14 protein-coding genes are annotated in these 17541 nt (G+C 71.7%); 6 read left to right on the top strand and 8 right to left on the bottom strand.

Annotated features, from left to right (window positions below):
* Positions 1 to 17 precede the first annotated feature (17 nt).
* Positions 18 to 1988: a bifunctional 2',3'-cyclic-nucleotide 2'-phosphodiesterase/3'-nucleotidase gene (locus FFT10_RS25585; RefSeq protein WP_137735721.1), complete on the top strand. Its 1971-nt coding sequence runs from the start codon at positions 18 to 20 to the stop codon at positions 1986 to 1988.
* A gap of 254 nt (positions 1989 to 2242) precedes the next feature.
* Here the strand turns inward: FFT10_RS25585 and FFT10_RS25580 are convergent, their stop codons facing one another.
* Complete coding sequence (locus FFT10_RS25580) at positions 2243 to 3205, bottom strand: GlxA family transcriptional regulator (protein ID WP_137735720.1); 963 nt, start codon at positions 3203 to 3205, stop codon at positions 2243 to 2245.
* Positions 3206 to 3313: 108 nt separating this feature from the next.
* Here FFT10_RS25580 and FFT10_RS25575 point away from each other — a divergent pair, with 108 nt between their 5' ends.
* Together FFT10_RS25575 and FFT10_RS25570 are read left to right on the top strand one after the other, a co-directional pair.
* On the top strand, positions 3314 to 3616 hold the full coding sequence (locus FFT10_RS25575) for a putative quinol monooxygenase (protein WP_137735719.1): 303 nt from the start codon (positions 3314 to 3316) through the stop codon (positions 3614 to 3616).
* A gap of 57 nt (positions 3617 to 3673) precedes the next feature.
* The gene (locus FFT10_RS25570; RefSeq protein WP_137735718.1) at positions 3674 to 4576 is read left to right on the top strand and encodes a dienelactone hydrolase family protein; all 903 of its coding nucleotides are present in this window, start codon (positions 3674 to 3676) and stop codon (positions 4574 to 4576) included.
* Between the two features lie 255 nt (positions 4577 to 4831).
* Here FFT10_RS25570 and FFT10_RS25565 read toward each other — a convergent pair whose 3' ends face one another.
* From FFT10_RS25565 to FFT10_RS25540, 6 genes are all read right to left on the bottom strand, one after another.
* Entirely contained in the window at positions 4832 to 5857 is a 1026-nt protein-coding gene (locus FFT10_RS25565; protein ID WP_137735717.1) for an SDR family oxidoreductase, read from the bottom strand.
* 10 nt (positions 5858 to 5867) lie between these two features.
* A complete protein-coding gene (gene sbcB, locus FFT10_RS25560; RefSeq protein ID WP_137735716.1) occupies positions 5868 to 7319 on the bottom strand; it encodes an exodeoxyribonuclease I in 1452 nt (483 codons plus the stop codon).
* 42 nt (positions 7320 to 7361) lie between these two features.
* Entirely contained in the window at positions 7362 to 8051 is a 690-nt protein-coding gene (locus FFT10_RS25555) for a DUF6781 family protein (protein ID WP_137735715.1), read from the bottom strand.
* 98 nt (positions 8052 to 8149) lie between these two features.
* A complete protein-coding gene (locus FFT10_RS25550; protein WP_137735714.1) occupies positions 8150 to 10393 on the bottom strand; it encodes a carbohydrate binding family 9 domain-containing protein in 2244 nt (747 codons plus the stop codon).
* A gap of 43 nt (positions 10394 to 10436) precedes the next feature.
* The gene (locus tag FFT10_RS25545) at positions 10437 to 11174 is read right to left on the bottom strand and encodes a hotdog family protein (protein WP_137735713.1); all 738 of its coding nucleotides are present in this window, start codon (positions 11172 to 11174) and stop codon (positions 10437 to 10439) included.
* Positions 11175 to 11186: 12 nt separating this feature from the next.
* Positions 11187 to 12443, bottom strand: coding sequence for an MFS transporter (locus tag FFT10_RS25540; protein WP_137735712.1), 1257 nt, complete (start codon positions 12441 to 12443; stop codon positions 11187 to 11189).
* An 84-nt stretch (positions 12444 to 12527) separates the two neighbouring features.
* Here FFT10_RS25540 and FFT10_RS25535 point away from each other — a divergent pair, with 84 nt between their 5' ends.
* The 3 genes from FFT10_RS25535 (at position 12528) to FFT10_RS25525 (ending at position 16346) form a co-directional block, all read left to right on the top strand.
* The gene (locus FFT10_RS25535) at positions 12528 to 13310 is read left to right on the top strand and encodes an enoyl-CoA hydratase/isomerase family protein (protein WP_137735711.1); all 783 of its coding nucleotides are present in this window, start codon (positions 12528 to 12530) and stop codon (positions 13308 to 13310) included.
* Positions 13311 to 13429: 119 nt separating this feature from the next.
* Positions 13430 to 14212 carry an SDR family oxidoreductase gene (locus tag FFT10_RS25530; protein WP_137735710.1) on the top strand — a complete coding sequence of 261 codons (783 nt, stop codon included), beginning with the start codon at positions 13430 to 13432 and terminating at the stop codon, positions 14210 to 14212.
* Between the two features lie 16 nt (positions 14213 to 14228).
* Positions 14229 to 16346 (top strand): molybdopterin-containing oxidoreductase family protein, encoded by a 2118-nt coding sequence (locus tag FFT10_RS25525; RefSeq protein ID WP_137735709.1) that lies wholly within the window; start codon positions 14229 to 14231, stop codon positions 16344 to 16346.
* A gap of 15 nt (positions 16347 to 16361) precedes the next feature.
* Here FFT10_RS25525 and FFT10_RS25520 read toward each other — a convergent pair whose 3' ends face one another.
* Complete coding sequence (locus FFT10_RS25520) at positions 16362 to 17501, bottom strand: MBL fold metallo-hydrolase (protein WP_137735708.1); 1140 nt, start codon at positions 17499 to 17501, stop codon at positions 16362 to 16364.
* Positions 17502 to 17541: the final 40 nt, after the last annotated feature.

Raw genomic sequence — 17541 nt, 5'->3', positions numbered from 1 at the left:
CCCAGCCACGCCCGCGCATGCCGACCTTCCACACCCTCACCAGCCGGCTGCGCCTGGGCCTGGCCCTCGGCGCTGCCCTGCTGCCCGGCCTGGCTGCCGCCGCCGACCTGAAGCTGCGCATCCTGGAGACCACCGATCTCCACATGAACCTGCTGGCCTGGGACTACTACCAGGACAAGGCCACCGATGCCTACGGTCTGGCCAAGACCGCCACGCTGATCAAGAGCGCCCGGGCCGAGGTGAAGAACAGCCTGCTGTTCGACAACGGCGATCTGCTGCAGGGCAGCCCGATGGGCGACTGGGTGGCCCGCATCCAGCCGCTGCCGGTGGGCGCGGTGCACCCGGCCTACAAGGTGCTGAACGCGCTGGGCGTGGATGCCGCCAACATCGGCAACCACGAGTTCAACTACGGCCTGCCCTTCCTGCGCCAGGCCATCGCCGGCGCCAACTTTCCGTACGTCAGCGCCAACGTGCATGTGGACGATGGCGACGGCAACCCGGCCAACGACGCCCACGCCTTCACGCCCTGGGTGATCCTGGAGCGGCGCGTCACCGACGAGGCCGGCGCGCAGCACACCCTGAAGATCGGCGTGCTGGGCTTCGTTCCGCCGCAGATCCTGATGTGGGACAAGCAGCAGCTGGAGGGCAAGCTGACGGTGCGCGACATCCAGGAGACCGCCCGCCGCCTGGTGCCGCAGGTGCGCGCCGCCGGTGCCGACCTGGTGGTGCTGATCCCGCATTCGGGCTTCGAGCGGGGCGAGACGCCGCGCTTTGCCGAGAACTCGGTGGCCCGGCTGGCCGAGGTGCCGGGCGTGGATGCCATCCTGTTCGGCCATTCGCACGGTGAGTTTCCAGGCCCCTTCTTTGCCGCCTACCCCAAGGTGGACATCGCCCGCGGCACCATCAACGGCGTGCCGGCGGTGATGCCGGGGCGCTGGGGCGACCACCTGGGCGTGATCGACCTGACGCTGCGGCGTGTTGGCGGCGGCTCTGGCGAGGGCGCGGCCGCCCGCTGGCAGGTGGCCGACAGCCGCGCCGCGCTGCGCCCGATCACCGACCGCGCCACCCGGGCGCCGCTGGTGGCGGCCGACCCGATGGTGGCCCGCCTGGTGGCCGACGAGCATGCCGGCACGCTGGCCTATGTGCGCGGCGCGGTGGGCCGCACCACGGCGCCCATCACCAGCTACTTTGCCCAGGTGGCGGATGACCCCAGCGTGCAGATCGTGTCGCAGGCCCAGCTGGCCTATGCCAAACGGGCGCTGGCCGGCACCGAGTTCGAAGGCCTGCCGCTGCTGTCGGCCGCCGCGCCGTTCAAGGCCGGCGGGCGCATGGGCTGGAGCTACTACACCGACATCCCGGCCGGGCCGCTGAGCATCCGCCATGTGGCCGATCTCTACATCTACCCCAACACGGTGAAGGCGGTGCGGGTGAGCGGCGCCACGGTGCGTGAATGGCTGGAGCATTCGGCCGGCCAGTTCCGCCGCATCGATCCGGCCGGCCCGGCCACCCAGCCGCTGATCGACACACGCTTTCGCACCTACAACTTCGACACCATCGACGGCGTCAGCTACCAGGTCGACGTGACCCAGCCGGCCCGCTACGACCCCGACGGGAAGCTGATCGCCCCCGACGCGCGGCGCATCGTCAACCTGCAGCACCAGGGCAAGCCCCTGGACGACAACGCCCGCTTCATCGTGGTGACCAACAACTACCGCGCGTCGGGCGGCGGCGGCTTCCCCGGGTTGGACGGCAAGAACATCGTGGTTGACGCACCCGACGAGAACCGCGAGGCCCTGGTGCAGTACATGCGCGCCAGCGACACGCTGAACCCGGCGGCCGACGGCAACTGGCGCATCCTGCCAGTGAAGGGCGTGCGCCTGCGCTTCGAGTCCGGCGCCGGCGCCATCGCCCACCTGGCGCGCTATCCGCAGATCCGCCTGGTCAAGGACAATGGCGACGGATCGGCGACGTTCGAACTGGTGGATTGAGGGCTGGGCGGGTGGTGGGGCGGCGACTGCGCGGCGTGGTTGCGCGCTGAATCGTCATGGGGGAGTGACCGCAGTCGGCCACTACCGGCCGGTCGCCCCGCACGCGCAGTCATGGTCTCGGCGAGCTGCTGAACGACAGGTTTCCGGCGACGAGTCTGGGCATGTCTGCGGCTTGACCCGACCATCTGCAGATGTTTGGCAATGACAACTTTCGCGCTGTTCAACGCCCCAGCGCTTGCTCCGCGCGAAGCCGATCAGGCCCCCGCGCGCAACTCCCTGACGCCGCGGCCCAGCTTGCGTCGCAACAATGCACGCAGGGTCACGCCGTCCGAGTAGCCGATTTGCGCGGCGATCTGATCGACGCTGTCGTTGCTGGTGCGCAGCAGATGCACCGCGCGCTCGACGCGCAGGTCCTGAAAGTACGACAGGGGCGACTTGCCCAACACGCCCTGCAGGCGCCGCGCCAGGGTGCGTTCGCTGGCGCCCACGGCGACGGCCGCCTGGGCCAGCGAGAACCCGTGCGCGAGCTGCTTTCGGGCCCAGCCCTCAAAGCGCTCGACCAGCGGGTCTGCGTGCGCGAGGTGATCGGGGATCACAAACTCGGCTTGCGAGCCCCGTGCCTCGACCAGCAGGTAGCGAGCCGCCAGCGCCGCCAGCGTCGGGCTGCCAGTGCGCACCATGCCCAAGGCCAGATCGAGGTGAGCCAGTGCGGCACCGGCCGTGGTGAAGCCGGCCGAGTTCACGAGCATGCGGGATTCGTCGAGTGACACGCGCGGATAGCGCTGCCGAAACGCCGGCGCCAGCCACCAGGACGTCGTGGCGCGTTGACCGTCGAGCAGCGCGCTCTCCGCCAGCAAGAAGGTGCCGGTACAGGCAGCGCCGACCAGCGCGCCGGCGCCGGCCCACCGCCGCAACGCGACGGCGGCGTCGGCCACGTCCGCATGGGCCAGGCGCGCCGCGAGCGTGTCCGGCATGTTGGCGCCGAGCGCGGGCACGAGCACGGCGTCGGGGTTCATCACTTCGCCGACTGGCACCACAGGCACCGTCAAACCTTGCGCCGTGCGCACGCGCCGTCTTACACCGACCAAGGTGACCTCGATGGGTGCTGGCGCCTGACTCATCGAGCCAGCCAGTTGGTTGGCTGTGCTCAGCGTGTCGGTGAGGGCCGCGAGGCCGAGGTCGAACACGCCATCTAAAACAAGGAGATGGACTCGCATGGCAAAAATGATATCAATGTTGGCTTTCCTGCCACTCGTGATCGGGGCCGATGCCGCTTAATCTCCGGGCTCGCTCAAGCACCACCCGTCCAACCCAAGAAACAAGCCATGACCCGTTTTGCCCTGTTTGTGCGTCTCGAAGCCAAACCTGGTCAGGAGACCGCCGTGGCCGAATTCCTGGCCGGGGCGCTGCCGCTCGCCAACGCCGAGTCGGGCACCACCGCCTGGTTCGCCTTGAAGTTCGGCCCGTCGACGTTTGGCGTCTTCGACGCCTTTGCCGACGAGGCCGGTCGCCAGGCCCACCTGGACGGCCCAATCGCCGCCGCGTTGATGGCCAACGCAGTTGCCTTGCTCAGTGCGCCGCCGACCATCGAGAAGATCGATCTACTGGCAGCGAAGTTGCCAGGCTGACAAGCCGGACGCCAAACCCTTTTTCAACCCGCCATGTCAACCACGATAGGAGACTGCATGAAACTGATGGACTACGGACGCAAGCCGATCGACTTCAACCACCCCGCCACGAGTGCGGACCAAACCAATGCCGGCTTCTCGCGGCGCGGCTTCGTGATGACGTCGCTGGCGTCGGGCTTTGCCGTTGCGTCCAACCCGGTGTTGGCCCAGGCCATCACCACCGACAGCAAGGGCCTGGTGGCCGGCGAGGTCAGCATCCCAGTCGCCGACGGCAAGATCCCGGCCTACCGCGCCATGCCTGCCGGCACGGGCAAGTTCCCGGTGATGCTGGTGGTGCAGGAGATCTTCGGCGTGCACGAGCACATCAAGGACATGTGCCGCCGCTACGCCAAGATGGGCTACTACGCCATCGCGCCTGAGATGTTCGCCCGTCAGGGCGATGTCTCGAAGATGACCGACATCTCGACCATCCTGTCGCAGGTGGTGTCCAAGGTGCCCGACGCGCAGGTCTGCGCCGACCTCGACGCCACGCTTGCCTTTGCCCGCGCCAGTGGCCACGCCGACGCCAGGCGCAGCGGCCTGGTGGGTTACTGCTGGGGTGGCCGCACGGCCTGGGTCTACGCCCGCCACAACGGCAAGCTGAACGCGGCCGTGGCGTACTACGGCCTGCTCGAAGGCCTGAAGGCGCCTGAGTTGCGCCCACAGGACCCGATCGACTTTGCCGGTGAGATCAAGGTGCCGGTGCTGGGGCTGTATTCCGGCATCGACGCCTTCGTCAAGCAGGAGACCATCGCCAAGATGCGCGGCCAGATCAACCAGGGCGGCAGCGGTTCGGAGATCGTGGTCTTCCCGAACGTCGACCACGGCTTCAATGCCGACTACCGTCCCAGCTACGACAAGGCTGCGGCGACTTACGCGCAGAAACTGGCCAGCGACTGGTTCAAGAAATACCGCGTCTGAGACCCAGTCGCACGGCCCCGCCGGCGGGATTGCGGCCGGCGGCTTCAAGGCAGACAGGAATACCCGCCTTTGGCCGGGTCCCGGTGGCCACGAACGGCTGCTTTGTGGACGCCCAACCCGCAAAAGGCCGGTCCGAGCGTCCGGCGGCTTCAGGGGAGACTGACGGGCGGCTTTGGGTCGACAACAGGCGTTGCATCCTCTTCAATCCGCAACGCTCACCCAGCCTTGGCACCGCGCCAGCGGCGGCACCACCGCTCATACCGGCCGCATGCCCGCCAGCACCGCTGCCTCCCGCTCCGGCGCCAGCCCGGTGGCCGCGAACACCTGCTGCGCCGCCGGCAGCGCCTGCCACCAGGCCAACGTATCGGCCACTGTCTCGCCGATCGACCGGCAGCGCAGGCCGGCTGCCTGGGCGCGGCCCGACGGCACGGCCATGAAGGCGGCGCTGTCGGCCGCGTCGGGTCCGCTGGCCGGGATCCACAGCGGCAGTTCCATCCACGGGCCCACGCCGTGGGCCAGCAGCTGGTCATCGGGCACCCAGCGCAGATCGGGCAACACGCGCGCCGCCGCCGCACAGGCCTGCAGCAGACCACCCCAGGTGATGGCGCCGGGCGGCGACACCGCGTTGAAGGCACCCGCCGCGCCGTGGTCCAGCGCCTGCAGCAGCCAGGCCGCCAGGTCACGGGCGTCGATCACCTGCAACGGCCGGTCGGGCATGCCCGGCGCCAGCACCGGCTGGCCATCGGCCGCGGCCCGCGCCAGCCGCGCCGGCCACCATGTGAAGCGGCCGGTGGGGTCGTGCGGGCCGACGATCAGGCCCGGGCGCACCAGCAGGCAGCGCTGCAGGCCAAAGGCCTGTTGAACAGCCGCCTCGCACAGGGCCTTCAGCGGGCCGTAGGTGCGGCCATCGATGGTGGTGGTGTCGGGGTCGTCGATGGTGCCCAGCGGGGCGTCCTCGGCATTTGGCCGGGCCATGCTGGCATAAGCTGAGACGCTGCTGATGAACGCCAGCCGCCCCACCCGCCCGGCCAGCGCACGCGCCAGGCGGCCGGTGTCGGCGGGCAGGTAGCCGCAGGTGTCGATGGCTGCATCCCAGCCCGGGCCGCTGGCCAACGCCGCCAGGTCGCCGGCCCGGTCGCCCTGCAGCCAGTCCACGCCCGCGGGTGGCTGCGCCACCGACCGGCCGCGGTTGAACAGCGTCACGCTGTCGCCGCGCGCCAGCGCCGCCTCCACCAGGTGCCGGCCCAGGAAGCGGGTGCCGCCGATGACCAGCAGGCGCATGACGCTGGCCTCAGGGCGCCTCTGGCGCGATCGCCTCGGCGTGGTCGTACAGCGCGGCCAGGATGGCCTCGCCACGCTCGTCGACGGTCTCGCTCAGCACATCGATGCGCTCGAAGAACTGCGCCAGCGTCAGGCCGCCGCCCACGCCGTCGTGCAGGCGCTCCTGGCAGTGCTGCAGCCAGCGGGCCTGCTCGGCGGCGTCCAGCGTGTCGGGCCAGTTGCGGGCGCGCCAGCGGAAGAACAGCTCCTCCAGCCTGGCATCGTCGAACGCCGGCCGCTTGCCGGTCAGCGCATCGCCACCCAGGCCGCGCAGCCGGTCCAGCGTGCGCCGGTCCCCAGGGCCGATGAAGCCGCCGTACAGGTCTTCGTCCACATCCGGCGCGTGTGCCGGCGCGGGGCGCTGGAACACCACGCCCCAGGGCAGCGCATCCAGCTCGGCACCATGCGCCGCGGCCCAGGCGGCATGCTGCAGGCCCTGCGCCATGTCCAGGCCCCAGCGCTCGGCCAGCGCGGGCTGAAGCGTCTTCAGGTTGCCGATGACCACCGGGCTTTTGTTGATGTGGATGGTCTTGACCGGCAGGCGTGTCATGCCCTCGGGCAGGTCGGCCGTCTTGCTGAACATGCGCAGGCGCAGGGTGTCGGCGTCCAGCGCCAGCAGTTCGGCCGGATCATGGGCCAGGTCCCAGACGATCAGCTCGTTCTTGTTGGTGGGGTGCGGCGCCAGCGGCCACACCAGGCCCAGGCAGCCGCGCTCGGCCGGGTACATGCCGCTGATGTGCAGGAACGGTCGGCGCCCCTCGCCCAGCGGGCCGATCTCCTGCCACACCGCATCCTTCTTGCGCAGCTTCAGGCAGAAGTCGAACAGCCGCGGCTGGTGGTTGCGCACCAGGCGGGCCAGGGCCACGGTGGCGCGCACGTCGCTCAGCGCATCGTGGGCGGCTTCGTGCACCAGGCCGTTGGCCACGGTCAGGTGCTCCAGCTTGAAGGAGACGCGGCCGTCCTCGTGCCGCGGCCACTGCAGGCCGTCGGGCCGCAGGGCGTAGGCGCAGCGCACGGTGTCCAGCAGGTCCCAACGGCCGCAGCCGTTCTGCCATTCGCGGCCGTAGGGGTCGACCAAGTTGCGCCAGAACAGGTGGCGCGTCACCTCGTCGTCGAAGCGGATGGTGTTGTAGCCCACGCCCACCGTGCCCGGCGCACCCAGGGCGGCCAGCACGGCGGCGGCGAACTGGTGCTCGGGCACGCCGTGCTGCTGGCAGTGCTGCGGCGTGATGCCGGTCAGCAGGCAGCTTTCCGGGTCAGGCAACGTGTCGGCGGGCGGCTGGCAGTACAGCATCACCGGATCGCCGATCTCGTTGAGTTCGGCATCGGTGCGCACGCCGGCAAACTGCGCCGGCCGGTCGCGCCGGGGCACGCGGCCGAAGGTCTCGTAGTCGTGCCAGAAGAAGCTGAAGTCGTCGCCCATGCCGGCACGATAACCGCGCCGGCGCAGGACAGACAGACGGGCTTACTTCTTCGTGCTCTTCTTGGCCGGCGCGGCCACCTGGCGCATCGCGTCGCTCATGCCGATCAGCACGCCCGAGACCAGGGCGGTGTAGCTGTCGGCCAGGGTCTGGGCGGCTTTCAGGCTGGCGGCGCGGGTGGCGCGCATGGCCGACTGCATCTGCTCCATCTGCGCGGTCAGCTGCTCGGCGGCGCCGCTGGCCTTCAGGCCGGTCTGGGTGCCGCTCAAGTTCAGCTTCTCCAGCACCGCGGCCCAGGGGCCGGCCATCGGGTCGCCCACCGCGGCGGCGCTCTTCTTCAGCGTGCCGATCAGCGCGTCCTCGAACTTGTCCATGTCGGCCAGCGCCTTCTTCAGCTGGGTCTCGCGCAGGTCCACGCCCTTGTCGACGAACTGCTGCAGCGCCACGCGGTTGGCCTCCACCGCCTTGATCAGCGCGTCGTCCATGCCGGCCACGGCGTTGTCGAGCAGGGCCTCGGCATCGACGTTGCCCAGCGGGTTCTGCGCCGCGCCGGTGCCGGCGGCCTGAGCCACCGTGCCCAGCACGGTGCGGATGTTCTTCAGGCTCAGCTCGCGGCCCTGCAGCGCGCCCAGCGTGGTCTTGAACACCGCCTCGCGCAGCTGCGCCGTCTGCTGCGCACTGGCGTTGGCGAACAGGTCGATCAGGGCTTGCTGGTCGATGCCGGACTTCATCATGGCGGGTTCCTTTGTGCGGTGGGGGGCGGTGGATGGATGCCCGACTGTGCCACGCCAGGCCCGCACCCAGCTGACAGCCGCAGCGGCCTGGCCGCGCGCTACCAGCGGCTGCGCAGTTCGTCCACGTCCACCTGCAGCTTGACGAAGGCCTCGTTGACCCGGCGCGTGGTGCCCACGCCCTCGCGGCTGCGCGCCGCGCCCAGGTACAGCACGTTGCCGGCCGATGGCCGCCAGGCCCAGGTCAGCGAGCCGGTGGTGGCCTGGTCCAGCGTGGCGCCGCTGCGCTCGGTGGCGGTGTAGCGCACGATGGCGCGCAGCGACTGGGTGGCGCTGAAGTGCCAGCGCGCCAGCAGCTGGTGGGCCGATTCGGCATACAGCGCCCGCCCGCCCTGGCGCAGCCAGCCGTAGCCCAGACGCGGCTCCAGCTCCAGCCGCGGCAGCAGCCGGGTGTTGAGCGACAGCTCCAGCTGCCCGCCGGGCCGCGGCAGGTCACCGGCCACATCGGCCAGGCGGCCCAGCTTCAGGTCGGCCTCCAGCAGCGGCGCCCAGGTGGCCGGCGTGACCACCAGGCCCGCAGACAGGTAGCGCTGCCGCTGCAGCGGCCGGCCGGCATCGGGCCGCATGTCGGCGGTGCCGCGCACCAGGCCATGCAGGTAGGCCCAGGCCTCCAGGTTGTGGGCGCCGGTCAGCCAGATGCCCGGGGTCAGGTCCTGCAGCACCACGGCGCCGGTGGCACGGTCGGTCACCCGCTCGCCTTCCAGGTTCAGCCAGAACTCGTTGAACGGCCCCCAGTTGCCCCAGCCCGTGCCCACCCGGCCCTTGGCGCGGCGCACGCCGGCCTGGGCGATGAAGCCGGTGTCGTCGCGGAAGCCGGCGCCCACGTCTTCCAGCGTCAGGTCGGCCTCGCTGCGGTTCTCGCCCTGGTACAACAGGCGGGCATGGGCCAGGTGGCCACGGCGGGTGGCGCCTTCGGTCAGGCCGCTGCCGGCGGCATCGGGCTGGGCCGTGGTGTCCGATTGCAGCCACTGCAGCCGCGCCCGCCAGCCGCCGCCGATCGACCAGCCCAGTTCGGGACCGACCACCTGGTTGCGGCCGGCGCCGTCATAGCGGCGCAGCGCCGCCAGCGCGCCCCACTGCAGCGGGCCGTCGGCCAGCTGGGCGCGGGCCAGCAGCGTGCGCGAGGCCGGCTGCGCCACCGCGCCGGTGCCGTAGGCGCCGGGCAGCAGCACCAGGCCGCCGCCGCGGTCGTCGATGGCCATGGCGGTGCCGGCCAGCCGGCCGCCGCGCCAGGTGCTGCGCAAGCCCCAGCGCGGCGCGGTGAGGCTGCGGGTGTACAGCGCCTCGGTGGGCGAGCGCAGCAGGTCGCTGCTCTCGAAGAAGAACGGCCGCTTCTCGGGGAAGAACAGCGCGAAGCGGGTGTTGCCGGCCAGCTGCGGCTCGTCCACCGCCACTTGCGAGAAATCGGGGTTCAGCGTGGCGTCGACCACCAATTCGGCCAGCGGCCGCCACTTCAGGTCGAGCGAGGCATCCCAGGCGTTGTCGGTCTGGCGCGGGCCGGCGCCGTCGCGGCTGCGCTGGGTGCGCCAGGTCAGGCTGGGCCGCAGCGTCAGGAACTGGTGCTGTTCCGGCAGACGCACACCGTCCAGCGGCTGCAGCGTGGCAATGAAGCTGGAGGCCTCGCGCGGGATCAGCACCGAGGTGTGCAGGTAGAACTGCGCCCGCGGCACCCGGCGGCCCACCATGATGCGCCAGGGCAGGGCCGCGCCGGCCGCCGGCTCGGCAAAGCGCAGCGACGCGAACGGGATGCGCAGCACCGCCGTCCAGCCCCCAGGCTGCCGGCTGGTGGCCGCGTCGAAGTCGAAGTCGGGCGAGAAATCCTCGCTGTCGTCAGAGGCGGTGTGCATGCCGTCGGCCAGGCTGCCGGCGGCATTGACGCGGAAGAACTGCGCCGACTGGCGCAGGCCGATGGCGTCGATGTAGACCACCACGAAATCCTGCGTGCGGTTGACGCCGTCGTAGCGCACCAGCGGCGCGCGGATCTGGTCCGGCGCATCGTCCAGCGACTCCACGCCCACCCACAGCGCCTGCTCGTCGAACAGCACCCGCACCCGGGTGGCATGGCGGGGCTGGCCGCCGGTGTCGGGCGCCTTCTCGATGAACTGGTCATGCACCGGCGCGGTCTGCCAGGCCGGGTGGGCCAGCGTGCCATCCAGCACCAGGCGGGCGCCGGCAGGCACCGGCCGGGCCTGGATGGCGGCGCCATCGACCGGTGGCACGGGCTGGCCGGCAACGCCGATGGCCAGCGACAGCAGGCCAGCGGCCAGCAGGGAACGGAACGTCATGGGAGCGGGATTCTGCCTGCCCCTGCAGGCCGGGTTGGCGGCGTCAGGCCGCGTCGCGCGGCAGCAGCCACAGCTGCTGCGAGCGGGCACACACCGTGCCGGCGGCGTCGACGATGGCGGTGCCGGCGTGCAGCTTGCGCCCGTCCTGCTGCAGCGGCCAGGCCAGCACGCGGTAGCGTGCGCCGGCCACCAGCGGCTGGTCGATGGTGGCGGTCATGCGCACCGTCATGATCGGCTGCGACCGGCCCAGCCGGTGGCTCCAGGCCATGCCGGCGGGGCAGTCGAGCGCAGCCCAGGTGGCCTCGGCCGACAAGCGCCCATCCGGCCCGGCCAGCACGGCCGGCGGTACCCAGGTGGTGGCCATCAGGCCGGTGTCTTCATCGACCGGGCCGACGATCACGCCCAGGCCGTCGGGCCGGGCGAAGCCGCAGACGAAGCACTGCGCATAGGCATCGCCCAGGCCGCGCTGCTGGTGGCGCAGGCGGGCGGCCACGCCGGCGGCCTCGGCCACGGCATCAGCGGGGGCAGCGGGCACGGTGATGTCCAGCGTGGCGCTGGCCGCCTCGGCCACCACGGTGTCTCCGTCGCACAGCGCCAGGCTGCCGTCGGGCTGCTGGCGCAGCGGCAGCGGCCGGCCCAGCGGCACGGGCGCGCGCAGCGCCACCGTGGCCACCGGGCCGCCGAGGCGGCGGGCCAGCGCGCCGGCCACCCAGCCGCCGTTGCCGCTGGTGCGCGGGCCGTTGTGGCGCGGGTCGATCTGCAGGGTGTCGGCGGTGGTCATGGGCGGGTTCCGTCAGGCGGCGGGCGCGCCGGCAGCCTGGCCAGCCGGCGGTGAGCCGGCCGCGCGCCGCACCCGCCACAGCAGGAACAGCGCCACGCTCAGGTTCAGCGCATTCCAGGCCGCGCCGTTGATGAAGGCGGCGTGGTAGCTGCCGGTCAGGTCGAACACCTTGCCGCTCATCCAGCCGCCCAGGGCCATGCCGAACAGCGTGCAGCTGATCACCGTGCCCACCCGGGCACCGGCCTCGGCCGGCGGGAAGTGCTCGCGCACGATGATGGCGTAGCTGGGCACGATGCCGCCCTGGAACAGGCCGAACATCGCCGACACCACATACAGCGACACCAGGCCGTCGAACGGGATGAACAGCAGCAGCGCCACGCCCTGCAGGAAGCTGCCCAGCAGCAGGGTGCGCACGCCGCCGATGCGGTCGCAGATGACGCCCGACACCAACCGGCTGACGATGCCGCAGGCCAGCATCAGGCTGAGCATCTCGGCGCCGCGGGCGGCGCCGTAGCCCAGGTCACCGCAGTAGGCCACGATGTGCACCTGCGGCATGGCCATGGCGACGCAGCAGGCCACGCCGGCCACGCACAGCAGGCCCTGGGCCTGGGCCAGGCTCAGGCCGAAGGGCCGGTTCGACGGCACCGGCCCGCCGGCCTTGAGGGGCGCATTGGTGGCCGCCGGCGACTTGGCACGCATGGCGCTGGCCAGCGCAACCATGGTGACCACGCTGAAGACGCCCAGGCCGATGCAGGTGGGCCGCCAGCCCACGCTGTCGACGAAGTGCTGCACCACCGGCGGCCAGATCGCGCCGGCCAGGTAGTTGCCGCTGGCGCACACCGCCACCGCGATGCCGCGCCGCTTGACGAACCACAGCGAGGTGTCGGCGATCAGCGGCACGAAGGTGGTGCTGCTGCCCAGGAAGCCGATCAGCAGCCCCTGCGCCACCGCATAGCCGGTGATGCTGCCCGCCATGCCGCAGGCCACGAACCCCAGCCCCAGGCTGACCGCGCCCAGCAGGATGACCGGCACGATGCCGAAGCGGTCGGCCAGCTTGCCCATCACCACGCAGCCCACGCCGAAACCGATCATCAGCAGCGTGTAGGGCATGGACGCCTGGGCACGGGTCACGCCGAAATCAGCCTGCACCGCCGGCAGCATGACCGACACCACGTACATGCCGGCCGAGCCGATGGTCATCAGCAGCAGGGTGGCCAGGAGGCGCCACCAAGCCTGGCGGGAATCGGGTTGCGGCAGACTGGGTTGCATCGCCCGATTGTGGTGCGCCGGCCGCACCGGCCGCATCGGCACCGGCCCGCATGCCGACACGGCGCCCACGCATACTTGCACTGCATGAACCCCGACGACACTGGCGGCCCGCCGCAGCTGCAGCTGCAGGACGGCCGCGCCACCCTGACGCTGAACCGGCCTGCCCACCACAACCGCCTGCATGTGGCCGACCTGCTGGCGCTGCAGCAGCACTTCCAGGCGCTGCAGACCGATCCCGCGGTGCGGCTGCTGGTGCTCACCGGCAGCGGCCGCAGCTTCTGCTCGGGCTTCCACCTGGGGGATTTCGACCACCAGCCGGCCCAGCCCGGCGCGGGGCCGCGGCTGTTCGAGGAGACGGTCGACGCGCTGGAAGCGCTGCCGCTGCCCACCATCTGCCGGCTCAACGGCAGCGTGTTCGGCGGCGCCACCGACCTGGCCCTGGCCTGCGACTTCCGCGTCGGTGTGCAGGGCCTGGTGCTGCGCATGCCGGCCGCGCGCCTGGGCCTGCACTACTACCCCAGCGGGCTGCAGCGCTTCGTGGCGCGGCTGGGGCTGGCCACCGCCAAGCGGCTGTTCCTGCTGGCCGACACCGTGCCGGCCGACGAGCTGTTGTCCCTGGGTTACCTGGACCGCCTGGTGCCACCGGACCAGCTGGACGCCACGGTGCAGCAGCTGGCCGACGCCCTGGCCGCCGGTGCGCCGCTGGCGCTGCGCGGCATGAAGCAGTCGCTCGACGAGATCGCCCGCGGCACGTTCGACCTGGCCACCGTGCGTGCGCGCGAGGCCCGCTGCGCCGCCAGCGCCGACCTGCGAGAAGGCCGCGCGGCCATCGCCGACAAGCGGGCGCCGCGCTTCACCGGCCGCTGAGCGGGGGTGCGGCCGCCGCCGCCTGTCGCCAGTGAGACGGCCGCCAGGGCCGCTTTGCGCCGAAGCTGGGCGGCGCCCGATTGCGGGCCCCTTCCCTTCACGCAGCCAACACCACAGCCATGATCATCGATTCGAACACCGCCGCCGTCGTCACCGGGGGCGCATCCGGCCTGGGCCGGGCCACGGCACAGGCCCTGGCCGCAGCCGGCGCCAAGGTGGCCATCTTCGACGTCAACGAAGCGCTGGGCCGCGAGGTGGCGCAGGCCATCGGCGGCCTGTTCTGCAAGGTCGACATCACCAGCGAGGACAGCGTGGTTGCCGGCTTCGCCCAGGCCCGTGCCGCCCACGGCCAGGAGCGGGTGCTGGTGCACTGCGCGATGACCTCGCGCCGCGGCAAGACCCTGGCCTTCGACAAGGAAGCCGGCAAGCTGAAGCGCCTGCCCACCGCCGATTTCGACTACGGCGTGCAGGGCATCCTGGTGGCCAGCTACCGGCTGGCCTCGCTGGCGGCCGAGGGCATGGCCAACACCGAGGCGCTGGAAGACGGCGAGCGCGGCGCCATCATCCTCACCGCCTCGGTGGCGGCGCAGGACGGGCAGATCGGCCAGGTGATCTATGCCTCGGCCAAGGCCGGCGTCAACGGCCTGGTGCTGCCGCTGGCGCGGGACCTGTCCGACCTGGGCATCCGCGTCAACTCGATCATGCCGGGCATCTTCGCCACGCCGCTGATGCTGGGCGCCAAGCAGAACGTGCTGGACAGCCTGAGTGCCTCGGTGCCCTTCCCCAAGCGGCTGGGCAAGCCGGAGGAATTCGCCAGCCTGGCGCTGGAGATGGCGCGCAACACCTACTTCAACGGCCAGTGCGTGCGGCTGGACGGTGCCATCCGCATGGCGCCGCGCTGACGCGCAGGGCACGCCGATGGCCGCGCAGGTGCGCACCTTCTGCCGGGTCTGCGAGCCGGCTTGCGGCCTGGTGGCCACGGTCGACAACGGCCGGCTGCTGGGCCTGGCCGCCGACCGCACGCACCCGGTGAGCCAGGGGTTCGTCTGCAACAAGGGCCTGTACGGCGCCGACCTGCACAACGACCCCGACCGCCTGAAGGTGCCGCTGAAGCGTGTGGCCCCCGGCCGCTTCGAGCCGGTGTCCTGGGACGACGCCCTGGCCGACATCGCCCAGCGCCTGCGTGCCACGCTGGATGCCCACGGCCCCGGCGCGGTGGCCAGCTACACCGGCAACCCGGCGGCCTTCAACAGCCTGTTCGGGCCGGCCTTCGGCGGCTTCCTGGCGCAGTTGGGCGTGCGCACCACGTTCAGCTCGGGCACGCAGGACTGCGCCAACAAGTTCGCCGGCGCCGAGGCGGTGTTCGGCACCCGCACGCTGCACCCGGTGCCCGACATCGACCAGGCCAGCATGATCGTGCTGTTCGGCGAGAACCCGGTGGTCTCGCACATGTCCTTCGTGTCGATGCCGCACCCGATGCAGCGGCTGAAGGCGGCGCAGGCCCGCGGCGCACGCATCGTCTACGTGAACCCGCGGCGCATCGAATCGGCCGCCACCGCTGGCGAGGTGCTGCTGATCAAGCCCGACACCGATGTCTACCTGCTGGCCGCCATGCTGCAGGCCATCGACAGCGGCCCCGGCTTCGACAGCGCGGCGCTGCAGCGGCATGGCCGCCATGTCGATGAACTGCGCGCCTTCATCGCACCCTGGACGCCCGAGCGGGTGGCGCCGGTCACCGGCATCCCTGCGGCCGAGATCCGCGCGCTGGCGCTGGCCTTTGCCGCCGCGCCGGCCGCCTGCGCGCACATGTCCACCGGCGTCAACATGGGCCGCCAGGGCACGCTGGCCTACTGGCTGCTGCAGATGCTGGCGTTCGTCACCGGCAACCTGGGCCGCGCGGGCGGCAACTACTACGCCCAGGGCTTCTACACCCGCAGCACCGCCGCCGGGGCGCATGGCCCGCGGGCGATGGTGGACGGCCCGTTCGGCCGCATGCGCCAGCCCGGCGGCGTGGGCATCAGCCTGCCCGGCACGCTGCTGGCCGACCATGTGCTGCGGCCCGAGGCGCCGATCCGGGCGATGTTCGTCAACTCGGGCAACCCGGTGCTGTCGATCGCCGGCGAGGCGCGGCTGCGCGAGGCCTTCGCCAGCCTGGACCTGCTGGTCTGCGTCGACCTCTACCGCAATGCCACGGCCGAGTACGCGCACTACATCCTGCCGGCCGCCGGCGCCTACGAGCGCGACGACATCAACATCACCGGCCTGGGCCTGCAGGACCAGCCCTCGGTGCAGTACACGCCGGCGGTGGTGCCGCCGGCCTACGAGCGCCGGCCCGAGTGGTGGATCTACGGCAGGCTGGCGCGGCAGATGGGCCTGGATTCGCCGCTGGACGCCATCGACCAGCAGGGCGAAGCCGCCGTGCTGTGGGCCCGCACCGATGCGATGCTGCGCTCCCGCGGGCACACCATGGCCGCGCTGCGCGAGGCCGGCGTGCTGGTGTTCCCGCGCACGCCGCCCGAGACCTTCTTCGACCAGCACCTGTGCACCGACGACCACCGGGTCGACTGCTGCCCCGACAGCTTTGCCGAGGCCATCGCCCGCATGCACACGCTGTTCGACGACCTGGCGGCCGAGCCGCCCGGCCAGCTCAAGCTGATCACCAAGCGTGATGCCTACATGTTCAACAGCTGGTATGCCAACCTGCCCAAGCTGAAGGCCCAGGGCCGCGACCACAACCCGCTGTTCATGCACCCGGCCGATGCCGCGGCCCGGCAGATCGCTGACGGCGACCAGGTGCGGGTGGCCAACCGCCATGGCCGGCTGCAAGTTGCAGTGAAGCTGAGCGACCAGCTGATGCCCGGCGTGGTGGCCATGGCCCATGGCTGGGGCCAGGGCGCCAGCCCCGGCATGGCGGTCGCGCAGCAGGCGGCCGGCGCCAACTGCAACGTGCTGCTGCCGTCGGGCCCCGGCGCCTTCGAGCCGATCAGCAACCAGGCCCACATGACCGGCATCCCGGTCGAGGTGCAGCGGGCCTGAGCCCGGCTGGCCGGTTCAATCCGCCGGCCAGGACATGCCCTTGGGCAGGGCCGGCGGCGGTGCATCGTCGGCCGGCGGCGTGGTCGGCAGCGCCGCGCTGTCCACGCCACGCCACCAGGGCTGGTCCAGCGGACCGTGGGCCGGCTCCACCGGCGCGCCCAGCTGCGGCAGCAGCAGCGGCACGCCCTGCTGCGGCGCCAGCTGCAGCAGCGTCTCCACCGGCGCATCCCAGGCATGCATCGCCAGGCTGAAGGTGCCCCAGTGCACCGGCAGGAACGCACCGCCGCCCAGCCCACCACCCAACAACTGCCAGGCCTTCAGGGCATTCTCCGGGCCCAGGTGGATGTCGCCCCAGCTGGGGTGGAAGGCGCCCACCTCCAGCATCACCAGGTCGAACGGGCCCAGGCGGCGGGCGATGTCGGCGTATTCGGTGGTCAGGCCGGTGTCGCCGCTGAAGAACACCTTGTGGTCGGGCGAGGCGATCACCATCGACGCCCACAGCGTGGCATTGCGGTCCTTCAGGCCGCGGCCGCTGAAGTGCTGCGACGGCGCGGCGGTGATGTGCAGCTCGCTGCCGGGCAGGTGGTGGGTCTCCCACCAATCCAGCTCGGTGATGCGGCTGGCGGGCACGCCCCAGGCCTCCAGGTGGGCGCCCACGCCCAGCGCGGTGACGAACGGCACCTCCGTCTTGGCCAGTGCGCGGATGGTGGGCAGGTCGAGGTGGTCGTAGTGGTCGTGCGAGATCACCACCACGTCGATGGGCGGCAGCGCGCGCAGCGCCACCGGCACCGGCTGGAAGCGCTTGGGGCCGACCAGCCGCGACGGTGAGGCCCGCGTTCCCCAGACCGGGTCGGTCAGCACCCGCTTGCCGGCGATCTCGACCAGCACGGTGGAATGGCCCAGCCAGGTGGCGCGCAGGCCGCTGCCGGGCGGGCGGCGCCAGGCGTCGCGCGGGTCTTGCGCCGGCAGCGGGCCGCGCGGCACGCGGTGCGCGCCGCCGCAGAGGAAATCGGTCAGCGTGGGCCGGGGCACGCTGGCATCACGCAGGCCGGGCAGCACCGGGTGGCGGTTGCGCAGGCCCTGCGGCGTCCACAGCGGGCTGGCCTGCAGGCGTTCCAGCCGCAGGCCCTGGGGGGCTTTTCCAAAGGATTGCATGGCGTCCTGCGTGGAGAGATGTGGGGAAGTCTGCCACCGC

It is taken from the genome of Pseudaquabacterium pictum (assembly GCF_005403045.1).
Classification (GTDB): Bacteria; Pseudomonadota; Gammaproteobacteria; order Burkholderiales; family Burkholderiaceae_C; genus Pseudaquabacterium; species Pseudaquabacterium pictum.
This window is presented reverse-complemented; position numbering and strand designations above follow the sequence as displayed.

Coding starts and splice junctions, on each gene's coding strand:
- FFT10_RS25585 (WP_137735721.1), top strand. CDS start 18: ATGCCGACCTTCCACACCCTCACCAGCCGGCTGCGCCTGGGCCTGGCC.
- FFT10_RS25580 (WP_137735720.1), bottom strand. CDS start 3,205: ATGCGAGTCCATCTCCTTGTTTTAGATGGCGTGTTCGACCTCGGCCTC.
- FFT10_RS25575 (WP_137735719.1), top strand. CDS start 3,314: ATGACCCGTTTTGCCCTGTTTGTGCGTCTCGAAGCCAAACCTGGTCAG.
- FFT10_RS25570 (WP_137735718.1), top strand. CDS start 3,674: ATGAAACTGATGGACTACGGACGCAAGCCGATCGACTTCAACCACCCC.
- FFT10_RS25565 (WP_137735717.1), bottom strand. CDS start 5,857: ATGCGCCTGCTGGTCATCGGCGGCACCCGCTTCCTGGGCCGGCACCTG.
- sbcB (WP_137735716.1), bottom strand. CDS start 7,319: ATGGGCGACGACTTCAGCTTCTTCTGGCACGACTACGAGACCTTCGGC.
- FFT10_RS25555 (WP_137735715.1), bottom strand. CDS start 8,051: ATGATGAAGTCCGGCATCGACCAGCAAGCCCTGATCGACCTGTTCGCC.
- FFT10_RS25550 (WP_137735714.1), bottom strand. CDS start 10,393: ATGACGTTCCGTTCCCTGCTGGCCGCTGGCCTGCTGTCGCTGGCCATC.
- FFT10_RS25545 (WP_137735713.1), bottom strand. CDS start 11,174: ATGACCACCGCCGACACCCTGCAGATCGACCCGCGCCACAACGGCCCG.
- FFT10_RS25540 (WP_137735712.1), bottom strand. CDS start 12,443: ATGCAACCCAGTCTGCCGCAACCCGATTCCCGCCAGGCTTGGTGGCGC.
- FFT10_RS25535 (WP_137735711.1), top strand. CDS start 12,528: ATGAACCCCGACGACACTGGCGGCCCGCCGCAGCTGCAGCTGCAGGAC.
- FFT10_RS25530 (WP_137735710.1), top strand. CDS start 13,430: ATGATCATCGATTCGAACACCGCCGCCGTCGTCACCGGGGGCGCATCC.
- FFT10_RS25525 (WP_137735709.1), top strand. CDS start 14,229: ATGGCCGCGCAGGTGCGCACCTTCTGCCGGGTCTGCGAGCCGGCTTGC.
- FFT10_RS25520 (WP_137735708.1), bottom strand. CDS start 17,501: ATGCAATCCTTTGGAAAAGCCCCCCAGGGCCTGCGGCTGGAACGCCTG.